This is a genomic window from Cryobacterium soli (genome assembly GCF_003611035.1).
Classification (GTDB): Bacteria; Actinomycetota; Actinomycetes; order Actinomycetales; family Microbacteriaceae; genus Cryobacterium; species Cryobacterium soli.
In genome coordinates this window covers 2,908,917-2,926,378 of record NZ_CP030033.1, presented here as the reverse complement: position 1 = coordinate 2,926,378, position 17,462 = coordinate 2,908,917, and the positions used below count along the sequence as shown (strand labels likewise).

Below are 17,462 nucleotides of genomic sequence, written 5' to 3'. Positions count from 1 at the left end.
GAGGCTAGTAGCGCACCTCGTCGATGGGCCCGCCGCCGGCGAGGTCTTCGAGCAGCAGCTCCGGGTGGTCGCGCACGGTATTGCGCAGCCGCCACGGGGTGCTGAACAGGGCCAGCAGGGTGCCATCGCTGCGGCGCAGCACCTCCACCTGACGGTCGTGGCCGAGGATCGCCGCGCTCTCCTTGTCGGTGCGGCGGGCCAGCTGGTACGGCAGCACATCACTGCGGATGGCGGCGCCGAAGTCGTGCGACATCCGCTCTTCGACGACCTCGAACTGCATCGGGCCGACGGCGCCGAGCACCGGGGCCTGGTCGCCGCGGAGGTCGGAGCGCATCACCTGGATGACGCCCTCGTGGTCGAGCTGGTCGATGCCGCGGCGGAACTGCTTGTGCTTGCTGGTGTCGGCGGGGCGCACGGCGCGGAAGTGCGCGGGCGCGAACATCGGCAGCGGTGGGAAGGTGACGGCAGGGACACCCTCGTGGATGGAGTCGCCGACGCGGAGCGCGGATGCGTTGACCAGGCCCACGATGTCGCCGGGCCAGGCTTCCTCGGCCACCTCGCGGTCCTTGCCGAAGAGCTGCTGGGCGTACTTGGTGGCGAAGGGCCGGCCGGTGGCGGAGTGGGTGACGACCATGCCACGGCGGAACTGGCCGGAGCAGACCCGCACGAAGGCGACGTAGTCGCGGTGCGAGGAGTTCATTCCGGACTGCACCTTGAAGACGAAGCCAGAGAACGGGCTGGTCACCGGGCGGTGGCCGCCGTCGGCGTCCAGGCGCGCCTCGGCGGGTGGGGCGAAGTCCACCAGGGTGTCGAGGATGTGCTGCACACCGAAGTTGAGCACCGCGGCGGAGAACAGCACCGGGGTGGTGACGCCGCCGAGGAACGACTCCTCGTCGTGGTTCTGGCCCTCTTCGGCGAGGAGTTCGGACTCCTCGGCGGCGGCAACCCAGGCGTCGCCCTCGGCGGCGGCGGCCTCGTCGGCGGTGGTGCGCTCGGAGTCGGCGCGGGTGGCGCCGCCGGCGGTGCGGTTGAAGCGGATGAAGTCGCTGCTCTCCCGTTCGATCACGCCGCGGAAGTCGCCCGCGATGCCGACCGGCCAGGTGAGCGGGGTGGGGATCAGGCCCGTGCGGGTGCGGATCTCGTCCATCAGGTCGAGGGCGGCGGAGCCGGGCCGGTCCCACTTGTTGATCACGGTGATGACGGGCAGTCCCCGCTGCTTGCACACCTCGAAGAGCTTCATGGTCTGCACCTCGAGGCCCTTGCTGGCGTCGACGAGCATGACGGCGGCATCCACAGCGGAGAGCACCCGGAAGGTGTCCTCGGAGAAGTCGGCGTGACCGGGGGTGTCGACGAGGTTGATCACGCTGTCGCGGTACTCGAACTGGATGGCGGCGGAGGTGATCGAGATGCCACGCTCCTGCTCCATGGTCATCCAGTCGGAGACGGTGCCGCGGCGGCCGGCCTTGCCATGCGTGGCGCCGGCGGTGGTGATGGCGCGGGCGTGCAGCAGCAGCGCCTCGGTGAGCGTGGACTTACCCGCGTCGGGGTGCGAGATGACGGCGAAGGTGCGCCGGCGCACGGCCTGGGCCTCGACCTCTTTCGGGGACACCTCGGTGCCCGGGGTCATGGTTGTGTCAGCCACGTGCTCAATTCCTACCTCTTGTAGTGCACGGAAATACGCGCACTACCTTCAAATCTACCCGGCGTGGCTCGACCAGTGGCACCGGCTCTGCTTGAATCAAGCCAGACGACGCACGAGGAGACACCATGAGCATGCTCGCCGATAGTCACGATCTGATCCGGGTGCAGGGGGCCAGGGAAAACAACCTCAAGGACATCACTGTCGAGATCCCCAAGCGCAGGCTCACGGTGTTCACCGGGGTCTCCGGTTCCGGCAAGAGCTCGCTGGTGTTCGGCACCATCGCGGCCGAGTCGCAGCGGATGATCAACGAGACCTACAGCGCCTTCCTGCAGGGCTTCATGCCCACGCTGGCCCGGCCCGATGTGGACGTGCTCAGCGGCCTGACCACGGCGATCATCGTGGACCAGGAGCGGATGGGCGCCAACTCCCGTTCCACCGTTGGCACCGCCACCGACGTCAACGCGGCGTTGCGCATCCTGTTCAGCCGGCTCGGCGACCCGCACATCGGCGCGCCCCAGGCGTTCTCCTTCAACGTCGCCTCGGTCTCCGGCGCGGGCGCAGTCACCATGGAACGCGGCGGCGTCACCGTGAAGGAGCGGCGCAGCTTCAGCGTCACGGGCGGCATGTGCCCGCGCTGTGAGGGCATGGGCACGGTCAACGACATCGACCGCAGCCAGCTCTACGACGACTCCAAGTCGCTGAACGAGGGCGCGCTCACCATTCCCGGCTACACCGCGGATGGCTGGGGCGTGCGCATCTTCACCGGCTCGGGCTTCCTCGACGCCGACAAGCCGATCCGGGACTACAGCAAGCGCGAGTTGCAGGACTTCCTCTACAAGGAGCCGGTCAAGGTCAAGGTCGGCGACATCAACATGACCTACGAGGGCCTGATCCCCAAGGTGCAGAAGTCGATGCTGTCGAAGGACCGGGAGGCCATGCAGCCGCACATCCGCGCCTTCGTGGACCGGGCCGTGACGTTCGCGACCTGCCCCGACTGCGGCGGCAGCAGGCTGAGCGAGGCCGCACGGTCGTCGCGCATCGACGGTCTGAACATCGCCGAAGCCTGCGCGATGCAGATCAGCGACCTGGCCGAGTGGGTGAACCGGCTGGACGAACCGTCGGTGGCGCCGCTGCTGGCTGAGCTGCGGCACACCCTCAACTCCTTTGTGGAGATCGGGCTCGGCTACCTCTCGCTCGACCGCCCCTCCGGTACCCTCTCCGGCGGGGAGGCGCAGCGCACCAAGATCATCCGGCACCTGGGCTCGTCGCTCACCGATGTCACCTACGTCTTCGACGAACCCACGATCGGCCTGCACCCGCACGACATCCAGCGCATGAACGAGCTGCTGCTGCGGCTGCGCGACAAGGGCAACACCGTGCTCGTGGTGGAACACAAGCCGGAGATGATCGCCATCGCCGACCACGTGATCGACCTGGGCCCCCGCGCCGGCACCGCGGGCGGCGAGATCTGCTTCGAGGGCACCCTCGAGGGACTGCGGGCCAGCGACACCCTCACCGGGCGGCACCTCGACGACCGGGCGGCCGTGAAGCCGGCCGTGCGCACGGCCACCGGCAGTCTGCAGATCCGCGGCGCCACGGCGAACAACCTGCAGGACGTCGACGTCGACATCCCCCTCGGCGTCCTCGTGGTGCTCACCGGGGTCGCCGGTTCCGGCAAGAGCTCGCTCGTGCACGGCTCGATTCCCGCCGGCGCGGGCGTGGTGTCCATCGACCAGGCCGGCATCAAGGGGTCCCGGCGCAGCAACCCGGCCACCTACACCGGGATGCTCGAACCGATCCGCAAGGCCTTCGCCAAGGCCAATGGCGTGAAACCGGCGTTGTTCAGCTCCAACTCCGAGGGCGCCTGCCCCAACTGCAACGGCGCCGGCGTGATCTACACCGACCTGGGCATCATGGCGAGCGTCTCGACCACCTGTGAGGTGTGCGAGGGCAAGCGGTTCGACGCATCCGTGCTGGAGTACCACCTGGGCGGACGCGACATCAGCGAGGTCCTCGCGATGTCGGTGACCGAGGCCGTGGACTTCTTCGCCTCCGGCGAGGCGAAGACGCCGGCCGCGCACACGATCCTCACGGGCATGGCGGATGTGGGACTCGGCTACCTCAGTCTGGGGCAGCCGCTCACGACCCTTTCCGGCGGCGAACGGCAGCGGCTGAAACTGGCCACCCACCTCTCGGAGAAGGGCGGCATCTACGTTCTCGACGAACCCACCACCGGCCTGCACCTGGCCGACGTGGAACAGCTTCTCGGCCTGCTCGACCGGCTGGTCGACTCCGGCAAGTCGGTGATCGTGGTGGAGCACCACCAGGCCGTGATGGCGCACGCCGACTGGATCATCGACCTGGGCCCCGGTGCCGGCCACGACGGCGGCCGAATCGTCTTCGAGGGCACGCCCGCCGACCTCGTGGCCGACCGGTCCACCCTCACCGGCCAGCACCTCGCGTCCTACGTGGGGGCCTGAGCCCGCCCGATCGATACCACCAGCGACCCCGAGGCGCGTCCGGCGCGCAGGTCGTCGAGCGCCTGGTCGACCTGGTCGAACCCGTAGGTCGTCACCGTTGGGTGCAGGCCGAGGTTCTGGGCCAGGCGCAGGAACTCGCGGCCGTCCGCGCGGGTGTTGCAGGTGACGCTGCGCAGGTCGCGCTCGTGGAAGAGGTGCTCCTCGTAGCCGAGCGCCGGGATGTCGCTGAGGTGGATGCCGGCGACCACGACAGTGCCCCCGGGCCGGGTCGCCGCGAGCGCCACGGGCACGAGCCCGCCGGCGGGGGCGAACAGGATCGCGGAATCCAGGTCGTCGGGCGGCCGGGAGGTCTCGTCGCCGACGAAGCGGAGCGGCATCGTGCGGGCGAGGTCCCGGTTGGCGTCGCCACGGGTCATCGCCGAGACGGATGCCCCGGCCGCCAGCGCGAGGGCGGCCGTGAGATGCGCGCTGGAGCCGAAACCGTACAGGCCGAGGTGGCCGCCGGGCGGCAGATTGGCCCGGCGCAGCGCCCGGTAGCCGATGATGCCCGCGCAGAGCAGCGGCGCCGCGGCGACAGGGTCGGTGCCGGCCGGCAGCGGGTAGGCGAACGGCTCCCGCACCACGGCGTGCCGGGCGAAGCCGCCGTCGGCGTCGTAGCCGGTGAACTGGGCGGAGGCGCAGAGGTTTTCCCGCCCGGTGAGGCAGTAGTCGCAGCTGCCGCAGGTCTCCCTCAGCCAGGCGATCCCCACCAGGTCGCCCCGGTGCAGCCGGCGCACGGCCGGGCCGGTCGCGATGACCACGCCGACCACCTGGTGCCCGGGCACCACGGCGCTCCGGTGCGGCGGCAGCTCTGCGTCCACGACGTGCAGGTCGGTGCGGCAGACGCCGCAGGCCAGGCATTCCACGAGCACCTCGTCGGCCTCGGGTGCCGCGACCGCGCGGTCCCGGCGCGAGATGCGGTGGTCGCCGGTCGTGACCCAGGCTTCGGTGATGATCACGAGCGCCTCCAGCATCGGTGGATTCCCTGACGCCGCACACTGTACGCCGCGGGCCCACACCGGGCGACTAATTGTTACCGACCTTTACAAACGTGATCTGAGCGTGGGAGAATTGGCACACCAATCGACCGCTGAGGAGCCCCCGCCATGACCCTCGCCTCGATGGTCGACCAGGCTCTCCCGCTCGGCTCCGGCGAGGCCGTGATCGCGGTGGACGTGGGCGGCACCGACACCAAGGCGGCCCTCTTCGACGAGGCAGGTCGCATGCTCGGGCTCAGCCGCACACCCACCCCGCGCAGGGGCGACGGCACCGCACTCGCGGTCGTTCACCGGGTTGAGGAGCTGCGGCAGCAGTTCGCCGCGGACTTCCCCGGCATCCACCCGCGCGCGGTGGGGCTCTTGGTTCCCGGTGTTGTCGATGACGACGCCGGCATCGGCGTGCTGTCCACCAACCTGCACTGGTCGAACGTGCCCTTCGCACAGCTCACCGAAGAACACATCCACTTGCCCACCACGTTCTCACACGACGTGCGGGCCGCCGGTGAGGCCGAGTTCCGGCTCGGCGCCGCCCGGCCGTTTCGCACCGTGGTGGTGTTGGTCATCGGCACCGGCATCGCCGGGTCCCTGTTCATCGACTCCCGGGCGCACACCGGTGGCGGGTACGCCGGCGAGATCGGTCACTCCATCGTCGATCCGGCCGGCCCGCTCTGCGGCTGCGGCGCGCGCGGCTGCCTGGAGACCATCGCGTCGGCCGGCGCCATCGTGCGCCGCTACGAGCAGCGCACCGGCACAACGGTCACGGGCGCGCGCGAGGTGCTGGCCAGGGCCGACGCCGGCGACGCGGCGGCGACCGCGATCTGGAGCGAGGCGCTGGATGCCCTCGCGCTCAGCATCGCCCAGCTGGCCGCGATCCTCGCCCCCGAGGCCGTGGTGATCGGGGGCGGGCTGGCCCAGGCCGGCGATCGCCTCTTCGTTCCGCTGCGCGAGCGGGTGGACGCCCTGCTGAGCTTCCACCGCCGGCCCCGGATCGTGCCGGCGTCGATCGGCGAGAACGCCGGCCTGCTCGGCGGCGCCCTGCGCGCCCGCGACCTCGTCAGGTGACCATCGGTCAGATGACCGGCTCTCAGGTGACCGGCACGAGCAGCTCGAGCAGGGCCCGACCGGCCAGCCGGGAGGCGCCGAAGGTGGCGATGTCCGCATAGGCGAGGTCGTCCGACGGCCAGCCCATGTCGATCACGAGCACGTCGTCGCGCTGGGTGCGCAGCAGAGCGATCAGGTCGCGGGCGAACGGATGCCGGTGGTTGTCCTTGCCAATCACCAGCACCGGTATCCCGGCGGCAGGTTCGGGCGCGGAGGACTGGGCGCTCGCCCGCATCAGGGGGCCGGCCTGCCAGAACGCCGCCGGGCGTGAGCCCGGGTCGACGAGCACCTCGGCGAACGGTCCCCACGGGGCGCCGCCCACCGCGATATTGCTCTCGGTGTCGATCCGCACCACCGTGACGACCGCCGGCGCCGCCGCCAGCCAGCGCCGGGCCTGCTCGTTCACGGCGAAGGAGGCCGTGATGCGCGCGGTGTCGAAGGCCGGCTCGGCCGCCGTCGGCGCGGCCTCCGGCAGCGGTACCTGCCGGGCCTCCCCGAGCAGCCCGCCGGCGAGGCCGTGCACTCTGCCAGCGGCCTCAGCGAGCCGGTCGCCGCTCAGGCGACCGGCTTCGACGGCGGCGAGCACCGCGGCCTCGATCCGGTCGAGTTGCTCGGCCGTGTTCTCGGTGCCGAGGCAGAGCAGGTCGCAGCCCGCGGCGAGGGCGGCTGCGGCCGCCCCTGGCACGCCGAGGGTGCCGCTGGCGCCCGCCATGTCGAGGGCGTCGCTGACGATGACACCGTCGAAGCCCAGCTCGCCGCGGAGCAGCCCGCCGAGCACGCCTGGCGAGAGCGTCGCCGGGTTCTCCGGGTCGATCCGGGGCAACAGGATGTGCGAGGTCATGATGGTCTTCGCCCCCGCGGCGATCGCGGCCCGGAACGGCACCAACTCCCGCTCGCGCAGGGTGGCCAGCGGCACATCCACCACAGGCATGGCCAGGTGGGAGTCCTGCGCGGTGTCGCCGTGGCCCGGGAAGTGCTTGGGGCACGCCGCCACCCCGGTGGATTGCACGCCCCGCACCCAGGCGGCGGTGTGCCGGGCCGTCGTGGCCGGGTCGGCGCCGAAGCTGCGCACGCCGATCACCGGGTTGAGCGGGTTGGAGTTCACGTCGGCGTCCGGCGCGAAGGTGAGGGTGCAGCCGGCGTTCCGCAGCTCCCAGCCCACCTGGCGGGCCACCTCCTCGGTGTAGCCGACGTCGTCGATACGGCCGAGGATGGCGTTGCCCGGGTAGGGCGAACCCGAGGAGAAGTAGAGCCGGGTGACGTCGCCGCCCTCCTCGTCGATCGCGATGACCGCGAGCGGGTTCGCGGCGCGGATGGCGTCGGTGAGCGCACGCAACTGCCCGGACGAGACGATGTTCTGCCCGAACAGGCACACGGCGCCCAGCCCGTCGCTCAGGCGCTCGGCCAGCCAGCCGGGCAACTCGGTGCCCACGAAGCCGGGCATCAGGGTGGTCCGGATGTGTCGGCGCAGGTCGGCGTCAACGGGCTCGGCGATTGGCTCGGCGGCGGAACCGGCGGCGGCCGGGTTTGTGCTCATCCCTTGACCGCCCCGCTGACCAGCCCGCTGGTCATCCGGCCCTGCACGATGAGGAAGAAGATGATCACCGGGATGGCCACCAGCGTCGACGCCGCCATCACCTGGCCCCAGTCGGTGGCCCGGCTCGCGCTGGCCTGGATGAATCCGCGGAGCCACAGCGGCAGCGTCTGGCTGGAGTTGTCCTGCAGCAGCACCAGGGCCACCGTGAACTCGTTCCAGGCCTGCAGGAAGGCGTACACGCCGGAGGCCACGAGCCCGGGGGCGAGGAGCGGGAAGGTGATCCGCAGGAACGCCTGGGTGCGGCTCAGGCCGTCGATCATGGCCGCCTCTTCGAGGTCGGCCGGCACCCCGGCGACGAAACCGCGCAGCATCCAGATCGTGAACGGAACCACGGCGGCGATGTAGATGACGCTCACTCCCACGATCGAGTTGAGCAGGTTGAGGCTGCCCATGAGCTTGTACTGGGCGATGAAGAGGCCCTCGGCGGGCAGCATCTGGATCAGCAGCACGGCCAGCACGAACCCGGTGCGACCGCGGAACCGGAACCGGCTGATCGCCAGGGCGCCGAGGAAGGCGAAGAACAGGCAGAACACCACAGTGATGCCGGCGATCGCGGTGCTCATGCCCAGGGCGGGCAGGAAGGTGCCGCCTGCGAACACGGCAGCGAAGTTGTCGAACGAGCCGCCGAACGGCAGCCAGGTGGGGGTGCTGCTCTGCAGTACCACGTTGGGCAGCAGCGCCGAATTGAGCATCCAGTAGACCGGGAACGCCCAGACCAGCGCGACCACGATGCCCACGACTCCGAGCACGATCCGAACCGGGCGGGTGCGGCGTCGAACTGTGCCGGCGGGTTGAACGGTCGAGGTCATGAGTCGTCCTCCTTGAGCATGCTGCGCACGTAGAACCAGCTCAGCGCCACGGTGAGCACGAGCACGAAGATCGACACGGCGCTGGCCATGGCGAAGTCGCTGGAGCCGACGCCGAGTTGGTAGATATAGGTGCCGAGCAGGTTGGTCTCGGAGGCGATCGATCCGGCGTCCTGCAGCAGCCGGATCTGGGTGAAGACCCGCAGGTCCCAGATCACCTGCAGCAGCAGGATGATGGCGAGCACCGGCCGGATGATCGGCACGATGATGAACCGCAGCCGCTGGGAGAGCCCGGCCCCGTCGAGCTGGGCGGCCTCGAGCACCTCGGTGGAGACCTGGGTGAGGCCGGCGTAGATGGAGAAGGCCACGAACGGCACGCTCATCCACACCACGATCACCATCGCGATGAAGAAGAACGACAGCGGCTCGGCCAGCCAGTTGTGGTTCTGGAAGTCCAGACCCATGCCCGTGAGCACGCTGTTCAGCACGCCGCGGCGCCAGTCGATCAGCCAGTTCCACACCGTCATGGCCGCCACGGCGGGCATGGCCCAGGCCAGCAGCAGCGAGATCTGCAGAGTGATGCGCACCGCGGCGGGCACGGCATCCATCAGCAGGGCCATCAGGGTGCCGATGGCCATAGTGACGCCGGCCGTCACCAGGCAGAAGGCCAGCGACCTGGCCACCACGGTCCACATGTACGGGTCGGTGAACAGGGTCACGTAGTTGTCGAACCAGACGAACTCCGGCGGTTGGCCGAACTGCTGGGAGAGCCCGAACTTCTGCATCGAGGTGACGAACTGCCAGACGAGCGGGTAGCCCAGCGCCAGGATCAGGACTCCGCAGGCGGGGATCACGAGTAGGTACGGCGTGGACCTTCCGCGCTTGGGCGGCCGGGGCGGGCGGGGTGGGAGCGGGCCCGCCGGAGCGGCCTGGTCCACCACGAGATTCTGCGTACTCACGCCGCTCTCCTTTCGGTACTGCCGGGTGGGGAGCCGGCCGGCCCGCCCCTCGTGAGGAGGGGCGGGCCCGCCGGGGCCGGGGGTGCTGCCCGGAGGCTACTCGCCGTTCAGCATCGGCGTGAGCTTCTTGTCATACTCCTGCGCGAGGGCCTTGAGATCGGTCGCGTCCTTGATCTTGCTGAAGAACTCTTCCATCACGAGCGAGCCTTCCACCGTGGCCCAGCCCGGCGCGGCCGGGGTGAGCTTCGAGTTCGACGCCGACGCGATCAGGGCCGTGGCGAACTGGTCGTCGCCGAGCGAGTCGACGTAGTCGCTGTTCGCCGGTCCCAGCCCGTTCGTGCCGAGCATGGTCTGGTAGTCCTCCGAGAAGATGATCTTCATCAGGCTCTTGGCCAGGTCGGGGTGCTTGCTCGTGGCCGAGATACCGATGTTGGACCCACCGGCGAAGACCGGAGCGGGCTTGCCGTCGTTGCCGGGGAGGGCGAAGACGGTGTTCTTGGTGTCGTCCCAGGTGCGGGTGGCCTTGCCATCGGCGTCGGTGCCCAGGGTTCCGATCGACCAGTGCGCCCAGGTGGGGGCCATGATCGTGGCGGCGGAGAGCGAGGTGTTGGCCGTGACGGCTCCCTCGGCATCCTTGATCTCGTCGCTGTCGTTGAGGTAGATGTACTGGTTGCTGTCCTTGGCGTCGTTGGGCGCGTTGGAGGCGGACCGGTACAGGTCCTGCAGCTGTGCGAGCCCTGTGAGGGTGTTCTCCGACGCGAGGGTCGAGGTCCAGGTGCCGTCCTTGACGGTGGCGAGCTCCCCGTCGTTGGCGAAGATCCAGGAGATGCCGTTCCGCCAGTCCTGGCCGCCCAGGTAGAAGCCCGAGAAGCCGGGGATGTTCAGCGGATTGGCCGCGTTGACCGCGGCGACGCCGGCGTTGAACTCGTCGAGGGTGGTGGGGGTCTCGACACCGGCCGCCGCCCAGACGTCGGAGCGGGCGAACACGGCTCGGGAGCCGAAGTAGTACGGCAGCACGAAGTTCTTGTCGCCCACCATGCCGGCATCGACGAACGACTGCAGCAGCTTGTCACCGCCGAGCTCGTCGTACATGTCGGTGATGTCGAGGAACGCGCCCACGTTGGTGAAGGTCGAGGACTGGGTATTGCCCAGCTCGGTCACGTCGGGGGTGTTGTTGGCATCGGGCAACGAGGTGGTCAGTTTGGTGACCAGGTCTCCCCAGTCCTGCTGCTGGATGTCCAGGGTCGCGCCGGTCTCCTTGGTGAACTCGGTCTTGAGGTAGTTGCGGAGCTCATCCGGGGTGTCACCGCCGGCCAGCCACAGCGTGATGGTGGTGTCGCTGTTGTCCGCGGAGGCCTCGCTGTCATCGGCATCCGACGAGCATCCTGCCAACACGAGAGCGGAGGCCGTGGCCAACGCGGCGAGAGATACGAGCTGTCTCTTCATGAGATCTTCCTTTCGTGGATTGCCGACGTTGGCGGTCGCCACATCGTTGGTGCCAGGTGGATCCGTCGGGTCAGGAGACCCCGAGTTGTGCGGAAAGAACCATGACGGCCGCGCCGCGCAGAACAATGTCCTCGCCTTGCTCGGTCATCCGGAGGGTGAGATCGCCGGTCTCGGTGGCCATGGTTCTGGCCAGAAGGGTCTCGACGGTGGCGGCGGAGAGGGTGCCGTCGAGGAGTTCGGGGGGACCGCTGAGCACGATGTCGAGCAGGTTGAGCGCGCCCACGACGGGAGCGAGAATGATGCCGAGGCGCCGGCCGGCCTCGGTGAGGACCCGGTCGACGGCCAGCTCGGCCTCCGCAGGGGTGCTGGCCGAGACGGTGGCCTCCTGGATGGCGCTGGTCAGCCGGGGAACGGAGAGCCAGGCTTCGAGGCAGCCGAACTTGCCGCAGGCGCAGAGCGGGCCGTCGTCGGTGCCGACGACGACGTGGCCGATTTCTCCGGCGGCGAAGCGCTCGCCGAAGATGGCCCGGCCGCCGACGAGCAGACCGGCGCCCACTCCGTGGCCGACCTTCACCAGGAGCAGGTCGTGGTCGGCTCCGCCGAAGCTGTGTTCGGCCAGGACCGCGGCGTTGGCGTCGTTGACCACCCGCACCGGGAGCCCGGTGGCCTGCTGCAGGCGGGCCTGCAGCGGCTGGTCGCGCCAGCCGAGGTTGGGGGCGTTGCGCACGACACCGGCCCGGTCGACGATGCCGGGCGACCCGATCCCCACGCCCAGAATGGGCGCTGTGGCCCGGGCGATGACCCGCTCGAGCAGTTCGGCGACGGTGTCGTAGGCCGCCTCCCCGCGCGCTCCGTTCAGCTCGAGGTCGGAGCTCGACAACACGGCGCCGTCGAGGCTGAGCACGGCGCCCCGCAGCCGGGTGTGGCCGGACAGGTCGAGCGAGACGATCTGGAACGCGGCCCGGTTGATGTCCAGCAGCGTGGCCGGCTTGCCGGGGCGAGGTTCCTGGCGTTGGCCGAGCTCGATGACGAGGTTCTCCCCCATCAGCTCGCTGATCAGGTCGGACACCGTGACCCGCGTGAGCCCGGTCTCTCGGGCCAGATCGGCGCGGCTCTGCAGGCCGGATCGGTAGAGCGTCTGCAGCACCAGGGTGCGGTTGTTCAGGCGAATGTGCTCGGGAAGCACCTTGGTGGTCGGGCGCAGGGCCCGGTCCTGGATCGTCCGCGGGGTGCCGGTGGCTGTCATGTTTGTTAGTAAATCTTACGAACTAAATGCGCGCAAGGGAGAACAAACTATTGGCCGGGTTGTTTACCAATTCGTAACGCGGCGACCTGTGCGCACCATGCCGGTCGCCATCCGGCGCTCGGCTAGGACGGGGCGCCGCCGGGGACGACCAGGTCGGCCCGGTCCCGCGTGGTCTCGATGAGCCGGGCGTTGGCGCCGTCCACCGAGTTCGCCCAGGCGAGTGCCGCCTCGGGGCTGCGGCCATGCCGGGTGTGCCGGTCGACCAGCCGGGTGAGCCGCTCGTCCGCGGCCGTCTCGCAGAACCACGTTTCGGCCAAGAGTCCCGGAATCCGGTTCCACGGCTCATGGTCGACCAGGAGGTAGTTGCCCTCCACGATCACGATCCGGGTGTCGGCCGGAATCGCGACCTCCCCCGCGATCCCCTCGTCGACGGTGCGCTCGAAGCTCGGGGCATAGACGGTGTGGTCCTGCTCGTCGAGCACCCGCGCGAGCAGGGCGACGAAGCCCCAGCCGTCGAAGGTGTCGACGGCGCCCTTGCGGTCGTGGATGCCGAGCCTGTCGAGCGCGGCGTTGGCCAGGTGGAAACCGTCCATCGGCAGGTAGACCGCCCGGGCGCCGCCACCCCCGGCGTTCAGCCGGTCGACGAGTTCCTTGGCCAGGGTGGTCTTCCCCGCGCCGGGGCTTCCCGTGATGCCCACGATGATGCGGGACGCGCCGCCCAGGAGGCCGACCGCCCGCTCGGCCAGGGTGTCGACGGTCGACGGGTCAATGTCCATGTGACAACTATCCAGGCATCCCCTCGCGAATTGCCGCATAAGTCCCCCTCACCGCCGCTGACAGGGCACTTTGCGGCATGTCGAGCACCGGCTCTGCCGCGACTTGCCGCGAAAGTCCCCCATGGAGGCATCCAGGGGGCGCTTTGCCGCAAGTCGGGGACGTCGGCGGCAGCGCTATCCGGCGCCAAACCGCTCGGATGCGGCGATTCGCTGCGGGATGCTGCATGAAAACGCCGCGAGGGCCCGGATACGCTGGTGGCGGCGCACAGCGGTGTGCGCCGCACGCACGTCGCGCCCGCGGCACTCACGAGGACGGGAGGTTCCCATGTCGAATTACATTGCAGATGCACTGGTCGGTGAGCCCGAGGTTCTCGAAGACACAGTTCACGAAGACAGGGCCGCTACCGCCCTGACCGGGTCGCCCGCGTGGCTCCGGCTCAAGCAGGCCGCCGCCGCCCTGCAGTCCGTGCAGGCACAGGACGGCTCGATTCCCGAGGCCGATGCACACGCGGAGGCGCGGAGCCGGGTTGCCGAGATCACGGGCGCCGTCACCGAGCTGGCGCCGCAGTTCCCGCACGACGCGGAGTACCTGGCCGCGGTGGTGGTGGACTTCGACCGCTGGGCGACCGAAGGCTTCGGCGTGCCCGACTTCTACGATTCGCTGATGGCCTTCCACCCCGAGCATCACCGGGTCGACCGCATCCGGCATCTCGTCGTGTTCCCCATGTACACCCAGAACGGCAGTGCCAACCGGCTGGTTGAAGCCGTGCTGATCGAGGTGATCTGGCCGGAGTTCGTCGCCGAGCTGGAGCTGGAGTACACCAACAAGCTGTTCGTGCCCATCCGGTTCCTCGACTTCACGTCCGGGTACGACACCAACTCTGCGGTGCTGTTTCCCGAGACCGTGGCCATGCGGCAGATCCCCACGTTCACCTGGGGTGCCATCTTCGCCGATCGCGAGGCCGCGAGATTCCGCACCGTGGTGCGGGCCGCGGCCGAGATCACCCGGCTCGAGCTGCCCGCCGACGTCGCGGCGCTGCTTGATGACCAGCACCTCACCGAAGAGACCTTCGTGATGTGGGACCTCATCCACGACCGCACGCACATGCGCGGTGATCTGCCGTTCGACCCGTTCATGATCAAGCAGCGGATGCCGTTCTTCCTCTACTCGCTCGAGGAACTGCGCTGCGACCTCACCGCGTTCCGCGAATCGGTGAAGATCGAACGCGACGACTCCGCCAGCCCGGAGGCCCGCCGGCACGCCAAGCTCGTGCAGTATGCGGTGATCTTCGACCGGATCTTCCGGTTCGCGATCACCGGCACGAGGGTGCGGAATTACGACGGCCTGGGCGGACAGCTGCTGTTCGCCTGGCTGCACCAGCACCACGTGCTGCACTGGACCGACACGGCGCTGTCGTTCGACTGGGACGCGGTGCCCGACGTGGTCGTCGCGCTCGGCGCAGAGATCGACGAGCTGTATTGGGAGTCGATCGACCGGCCGAAGAAGGCACACTGGCTGGCCGCCTACGAGATGCTCACGAAGACCCTCACGCCCAATCCCGCGTCCACGTGGGCACGCGGGCTTCCGCTCGAGGTGCTCGCCGGGCCGCCCAAGGGCTACACCGACCTCGTCCTCGACGACGAATTCCCGCTCTCGATGTTCTTCGAGGCGCTCGACAAGAAGATGAAGCCGGTCATCGAGTCGACCGTGGGTATCACCGCGGATGCCTGACGCCGGCGTTGACCGGCCCGGCGCCGCCGGGCGCACGGTGCTCATCGCGGGTGCCACCAGCGCCGCCGGGGTGGCCGTCGCGGCCGCCCTGGCCGGCGCCGGCGCCACGGTGCTGGCCGTGGGCTCCAACGAGGAGCGCCTCGAGCGGGTGCTCGCGGTGGCACCGGACGCGTCCGTCTACGTCTGCGACCTGGCCGACCCCGCCCAGGTGGCGGCCCTGGCCGCTAGCGTGCACGCCGATCACGGCCCCATCGACGCTCTCGTGCACCTGGTCGGCGGCTGGCGGGGCGGGGGCGGACTCGCCGGGCAGAGCGACCAGGACTGGGATTTCCTGCACGAGCGCGTTCTCACGACCCTCCGCAACACCACCCGAGCCTTCAACGCCGACCTGCTCGCGTCGTCTGCCGGCCGGTTGGCGATCGTGTCGTCGGTGTCGGTGGATGCGCCCACGCCCGGCGGCGCCAACTACGCCAGCGCCAAGGCCGCCGCCGAGACCTGGACCAGGGCGGTGGGCCACGGCTTCGCCAAGTCCGGCGACACCACCGCAGCCGTGATCTTCGCGGTGCGCGCCCTCGAGGGGCTCGAGTCCCGGCTGGCCGCCGAGGTCGTGGCCCTGTGGGACTCCCCTGCGGATGCCCTGAACAACACCCGCCACATCCTCACTCCCTGACCGCGCCGCGCGGGTCAGGCGCCACTGCGCGGGTGGCGCGCCAGGCGCGAGCCGGCGCCTGGCCCGCGCAGCGCGACCGGTCACGGCAGCAGGATGACCTTGCCGTTGAGGGTGCGGGACTCGGCGAGGGTGAGCGCTGCGGCCGCCTCGGTGAGGGGAAAGCTCGCGGCGATGTTCGCGGTGAGCACGCCATCGGCCAGGAGGCCGAAGACGGTGCCCAGGTCCTCCTCGAGGTGCCGACGGAAGCGAGCCGGCCGGACCGAGTGGCCGGACCACAGGTCGTAGAAGGTGGCGCGCTTGCCGTTGGGCAGGGCGCTCCAGAGCAGGGCCTGACCGATGGCCGCGACGAACGGCATCAGCAGGCTCCGCTGCCCGCCGAGCGCGGAGATGAGCGAGTAGGACACCAGGGCCCCGCCGGGGGTCAGAAGCGTCCAGGAGGTTCTTGTGATCTCGCCGCCGATGTTGTCGAAGACGGCGTCGACTCCACCGGGCGCGATCTGGCGCACCCGGGCCGCGAGGTCGGGGTCGTTGTAGTCGACGGGGGTGACGCCGGCGGCGCGCAGGGCGTCATGGTGCCGTGGTGACGCCGCTCCGATCACGTGGATGCCGGCGTGCCGGGCTAGCTGGATCAGGATGCCGCCGACCCCGCCGTTGGCCCCGAAGAGCAGGATCGTCTGCCCCGGCTGCACCCGGGCGGCGCGATGCAGCATCTGCCACGCGGTGACGCCGTTGACGACGACGGTTTCCGCATCCGCCGAACTGACGGTCTCGGGAACGACGACGCTGTCGCGTGCCGCGACGACGGCATGCGTCGCCCAGGCTCCGGTCTTGGTCAGCGTGGCGACCCGGCGCCCGACGAGTCCGGCGTCACCGGGCGATCCGGCGGCCAGCACCCGGCCGACCAGGTCGTAGCCCGGAGTGAAGGGGAAGTCGGGTTGGCCGAAATAGCGGCCCCGTCGCATGGCCTGCTCGGCGTAGGAGATTCCGGTGGCCTCGACGGCTACGAGGAGCTGGCCGGCCGCGGGCGCCGGCATCGGATCGGTCCGCAGTTGCAGTCCGGCGGGTTCCACCAGCCCGGGCAGCACGACGCGCACGGTGGTGGCCGGGGTGAGGTTGAGAGTGTTCATCGGGGTGCTCCTTGGTTGCGGTTGTGGTTGTGGTGAGGGATGGCACTAGGTGTGTGACTGGTCAGTCACATTTTTGGGTATAGAAAGGGCCCGTGCGGGGCGCAAGCCCTCAGCGGGTGGCCTGAGGTCCGTTGTGGCGCATGCCGGCGGTCAGCGTTTCGGCCCAGCTGTCGGTCAGTTCGTGCAGATCGGCCTGCACGATCAGGTGGCACAGCTGCCCGAAGGCGATGAACCGCTGCACGGCCGCCGGCTCGGCGCCGGAGACCCGTGCCACCGCCCGCACGACCAGGGAGACCCCCGCGCGCACCGCCTCGCGGATCTCAGGGATGTCACACGCACTCTGGGCGTGCACCTGCAGCATGATCAGGTCGCGGTCGCCGATGAGGTCCACGTAGGCGTCGGTCATGGCGTCGAGGATTCCGTCGGGCCCGACCGGGCCGGCCGCCTCTCCGCCGGCGACCAGAGCATCAGCGACCTGTGCATAACACTGGTTCACCGCCGCCACGAAGAGGGCGAGCTTGCCCGGAAAGAGCCTGAAGACATAGGCCGGGGAGACCCCCGCCTTCTCCGCGATCTCCGTCACCGGAGTGGCGTGATAGCCCGCATGGGCGAAGACCGCCACGGCGCTCTGCAGGATTCGTGTGCGCTGCTGCTCGGCGGTGGACCTGGAGCGGCCGGGAATCAAACGTTGCGGGGTGGAGGTCATGTATGTGATTGAACAGTCACAAGTGCCGAATGTCAAGCCGGCGGCCGGAATCGGTCCACGGTGGCTGCGACAACACCGGAAGCGTGCGTCGTCAGATACCACGACGCGGACCAGTCCTGGAGAGGACTGGGCCGCGC

General features: G+C 69.7%; 14 protein-coding genes. 4 read left to right on the top strand and 10 right to left on the bottom strand.

The window, feature by feature from the left end; genetic code table 11:
* Positions 1-4: 4 nt before the first annotated feature.
* Positions 5-1,627, bottom strand: coding sequence for a peptide chain release factor 3 (locus DOE79_RS13510; RefSeq protein WP_120338946.1), 1,623 nt, complete (start codon positions 1,625-1,627; stop codon positions 5-7).
* Between the two features lie 140 nt (positions 1,628-1,767).
* Here DOE79_RS13510 and DOE79_RS13505 point away from each other — a divergent pair, with 140 nt between their 5' ends.
* Positions 1,768-4,122, top strand: coding sequence for an ATP-binding cassette domain-containing protein (locus DOE79_RS13505; protein WP_120338945.1), 2,355 nt, complete (start codon positions 1,768-1,770; stop codon positions 4,120-4,122).
* Here the strand turns inward: DOE79_RS13505 and DOE79_RS13500 are convergent.
* Entirely contained in the window at positions 4,107-5,135 is a 1,029-nt protein-coding gene (locus DOE79_RS13500; protein ID WP_120338944.1) for a zinc-binding alcohol dehydrogenase family protein, read from the bottom strand. The two genes, DOE79_RS13505 and DOE79_RS13500, sit on opposite strands and share 16 nt — an antisense overlap.
* Before the next feature lie 132 nt (positions 5,136-5,267).
* On the opposite strand from DOE79_RS13500, the gene DOE79_RS13495 reads away from it, so the two are divergent.
* The gene (locus tag DOE79_RS13495) at positions 5,268-6,221 is read left to right on the top strand and encodes an ROK family protein (RefSeq protein WP_245976941.1); all 954 of its coding nucleotides are present in this window, start codon (positions 5,268-5,270) and stop codon (positions 6,219-6,221) included.
* A 22-nt stretch (positions 6,222-6,243) separates the two neighbouring features.
* Here the strand turns inward: DOE79_RS13495 and DOE79_RS13490 are convergent, their stop codons facing one another.
* From DOE79_RS13490 to DOE79_RS13465, 6 genes are all read right to left on the bottom strand, one after another.
* Positions 6,244-7,797 (bottom strand): glycoside hydrolase family 3 N-terminal domain-containing protein, encoded by a 1,554-nt coding sequence (locus DOE79_RS13490; RefSeq protein WP_120338943.1) that lies wholly within the window; start codon positions 7,795-7,797, stop codon positions 6,244-6,246.
* Positions 7,794-8,666 (bottom strand): carbohydrate ABC transporter permease, encoded by an 873-nt coding sequence (locus DOE79_RS13485; RefSeq protein WP_120338942.1) that lies wholly within the window; start codon positions 8,664-8,666, stop codon positions 7,794-7,796. The genes DOE79_RS13490 and DOE79_RS13485 overlap by 4 nt, the downstream gene beginning before the upstream one ends.
* On the bottom strand, positions 8,663-9,604 hold the full coding sequence (locus DOE79_RS13480; RefSeq protein WP_245977332.1) for a carbohydrate ABC transporter permease: 942 nt from the start codon (positions 9,602-9,604) through the stop codon (positions 8,663-8,665). The genes DOE79_RS13485 and DOE79_RS13480 overlap by 4 nt, the downstream gene beginning before the upstream one ends.
* Positions 9,605-9,718: 114 nt before the next feature.
* Positions 9,719-11,068 (bottom strand): extracellular solute-binding protein, encoded by a 1,350-nt coding sequence (locus DOE79_RS13475; RefSeq protein ID WP_120338940.1) that lies wholly within the window; start codon positions 11,066-11,068, stop codon positions 9,719-9,721.
* Between the two features lie 70 nt (positions 11,069-11,138).
* Positions 11,139-12,314 carry an ROK family transcriptional regulator gene (locus DOE79_RS13470; protein WP_120338939.1) on the bottom strand — a complete coding sequence of 392 codons (1,176 nt, stop codon included), beginning with the start codon at positions 12,312-12,314 and terminating at the stop codon, positions 11,139-11,141.
* 122 nt (positions 12,315-12,436) lie between these two features.
* Positions 12,437-13,090 (bottom strand): nucleoside/nucleotide kinase family protein, encoded by a 654-nt coding sequence (locus DOE79_RS13465; protein ID WP_120338938.1) that lies wholly within the window; start codon positions 13,088-13,090, stop codon positions 12,437-12,439.
* 325 nt (positions 13,091-13,415) lie between these two features.
* Here DOE79_RS13465 and DOE79_RS13460 point away from each other — a divergent pair, with 325 nt between their 5' ends.
* Positions 13,416-14,822, top strand: a complete 1,407-nt coding sequence (locus tag DOE79_RS13460) for a DUF6421 family protein (RefSeq protein ID WP_120338937.1) — start codon at positions 13,416-13,418, stop codon at positions 14,820-14,822.
* Positions 14,815-15,492 carry an SDR family NAD(P)-dependent oxidoreductase gene (locus tag DOE79_RS13455; RefSeq protein WP_120338936.1) on the top strand — a complete coding sequence of 226 codons (678 nt, stop codon included), beginning with the start codon at positions 14,815-14,817 and terminating at the stop codon, positions 15,490-15,492. Before DOE79_RS13460 ends, DOE79_RS13455 begins: the two co-directional genes overlap by 8 nt.
* Before the next feature lie 80 nt (positions 15,493-15,572).
* On the opposite strand, the gene DOE79_RS13450 is transcribed toward DOE79_RS13455, so the two are convergent.
* Positions 15,573-16,619: a medium chain dehydrogenase/reductase family protein gene (locus DOE79_RS13450; protein WP_120338935.1), complete on the bottom strand. Its 1,047-nt coding sequence runs from the start codon at positions 16,617-16,619 to the stop codon at positions 15,573-15,575.
* A 109-nt stretch (positions 16,620-16,728) separates the two neighbouring features.
* On the bottom strand, positions 16,729-17,325 hold the full coding sequence (locus DOE79_RS13445) for a TetR/AcrR family transcriptional regulator (RefSeq protein ID WP_120338934.1): 597 nt from the start codon (positions 17,323-17,325) through the stop codon (positions 16,729-16,731).
* Between the last annotated feature and the right edge of the window lie 137 nt (positions 17,326-17,462).

Bases quoted from the DNA above. Each gene is read 5' to 3' on its own strand.
- DOE79_RS13510 (WP_120338946.1), bottom strand. From the start codon at position 1,627: ATGACCCCGGGCACCGAGGTGTCCCCGAAAGAGGTCGAGGCCCAGGCC.
- DOE79_RS13505 (WP_120338945.1), top strand. From the start codon at position 1,768: ATGAGCATGCTCGCCGATAGTCACGATCTGATCCGGGTGCAGGGGGCC.
- DOE79_RS13500 (WP_120338944.1), bottom strand. From the start codon at position 5,135: ATGCTGGAGGCGCTCGTGATCATCACCGAAGCCTGGGTCACGACCGGC.
- DOE79_RS13495 (WP_245976941.1), top strand. From the start codon at position 5,268: ATGACCCTCGCCTCGATGGTCGACCAGGCTCTCCCGCTCGGCTCCGGC.
- DOE79_RS13490 (WP_120338943.1), bottom strand. From the start codon at position 7,797: ATGAGCACAAACCCGGCCGCCGCCGGTTCCGCCGCCGAGCCAATCGCC.
- DOE79_RS13485 (WP_120338942.1), bottom strand. From the start codon at position 8,666: ATGACCTCGACCGTTCAACCCGCCGGCACAGTTCGACGCCGCACCCGC.
- DOE79_RS13475 (WP_120338940.1), bottom strand. From the start codon at position 11,068: ATGAAGAGACAGCTCGTATCTCTCGCCGCGTTGGCCACGGCCTCCGCT.
- DOE79_RS13470 (WP_120338939.1), bottom strand. From the start codon at position 12,314: ATGACAGCCACCGGCACCCCGCGGACGATCCAGGACCGGGCCCTGCGC.
- DOE79_RS13465 (WP_120338938.1), bottom strand. From the start codon at position 13,090: ATGGACATTGACCCGTCGACCGTCGACACCCTGGCCGAGCGGGCGGTC.
- DOE79_RS13460 (WP_120338937.1), top strand. From the start codon at position 13,416: ATGTCGAATTACATTGCAGATGCACTGGTCGGTGAGCCCGAGGTTCTC.
- DOE79_RS13455 (WP_120338936.1), top strand. From the start codon at position 14,815: ATGCCTGACGCCGGCGTTGACCGGCCCGGCGCCGCCGGGCGCACGGTG.
- DOE79_RS13450 (WP_120338935.1), bottom strand. From the start codon at position 16,619: ATGAACACTCTCAACCTCACCCCGGCCACCACCGTGCGCGTCGTGCTG.
- DOE79_RS13445 (WP_120338934.1), bottom strand. From the start codon at position 17,325: ATGACCTCCACCCCGCAACGTTTGATTCCCGGCCGCTCCAGGTCCACC.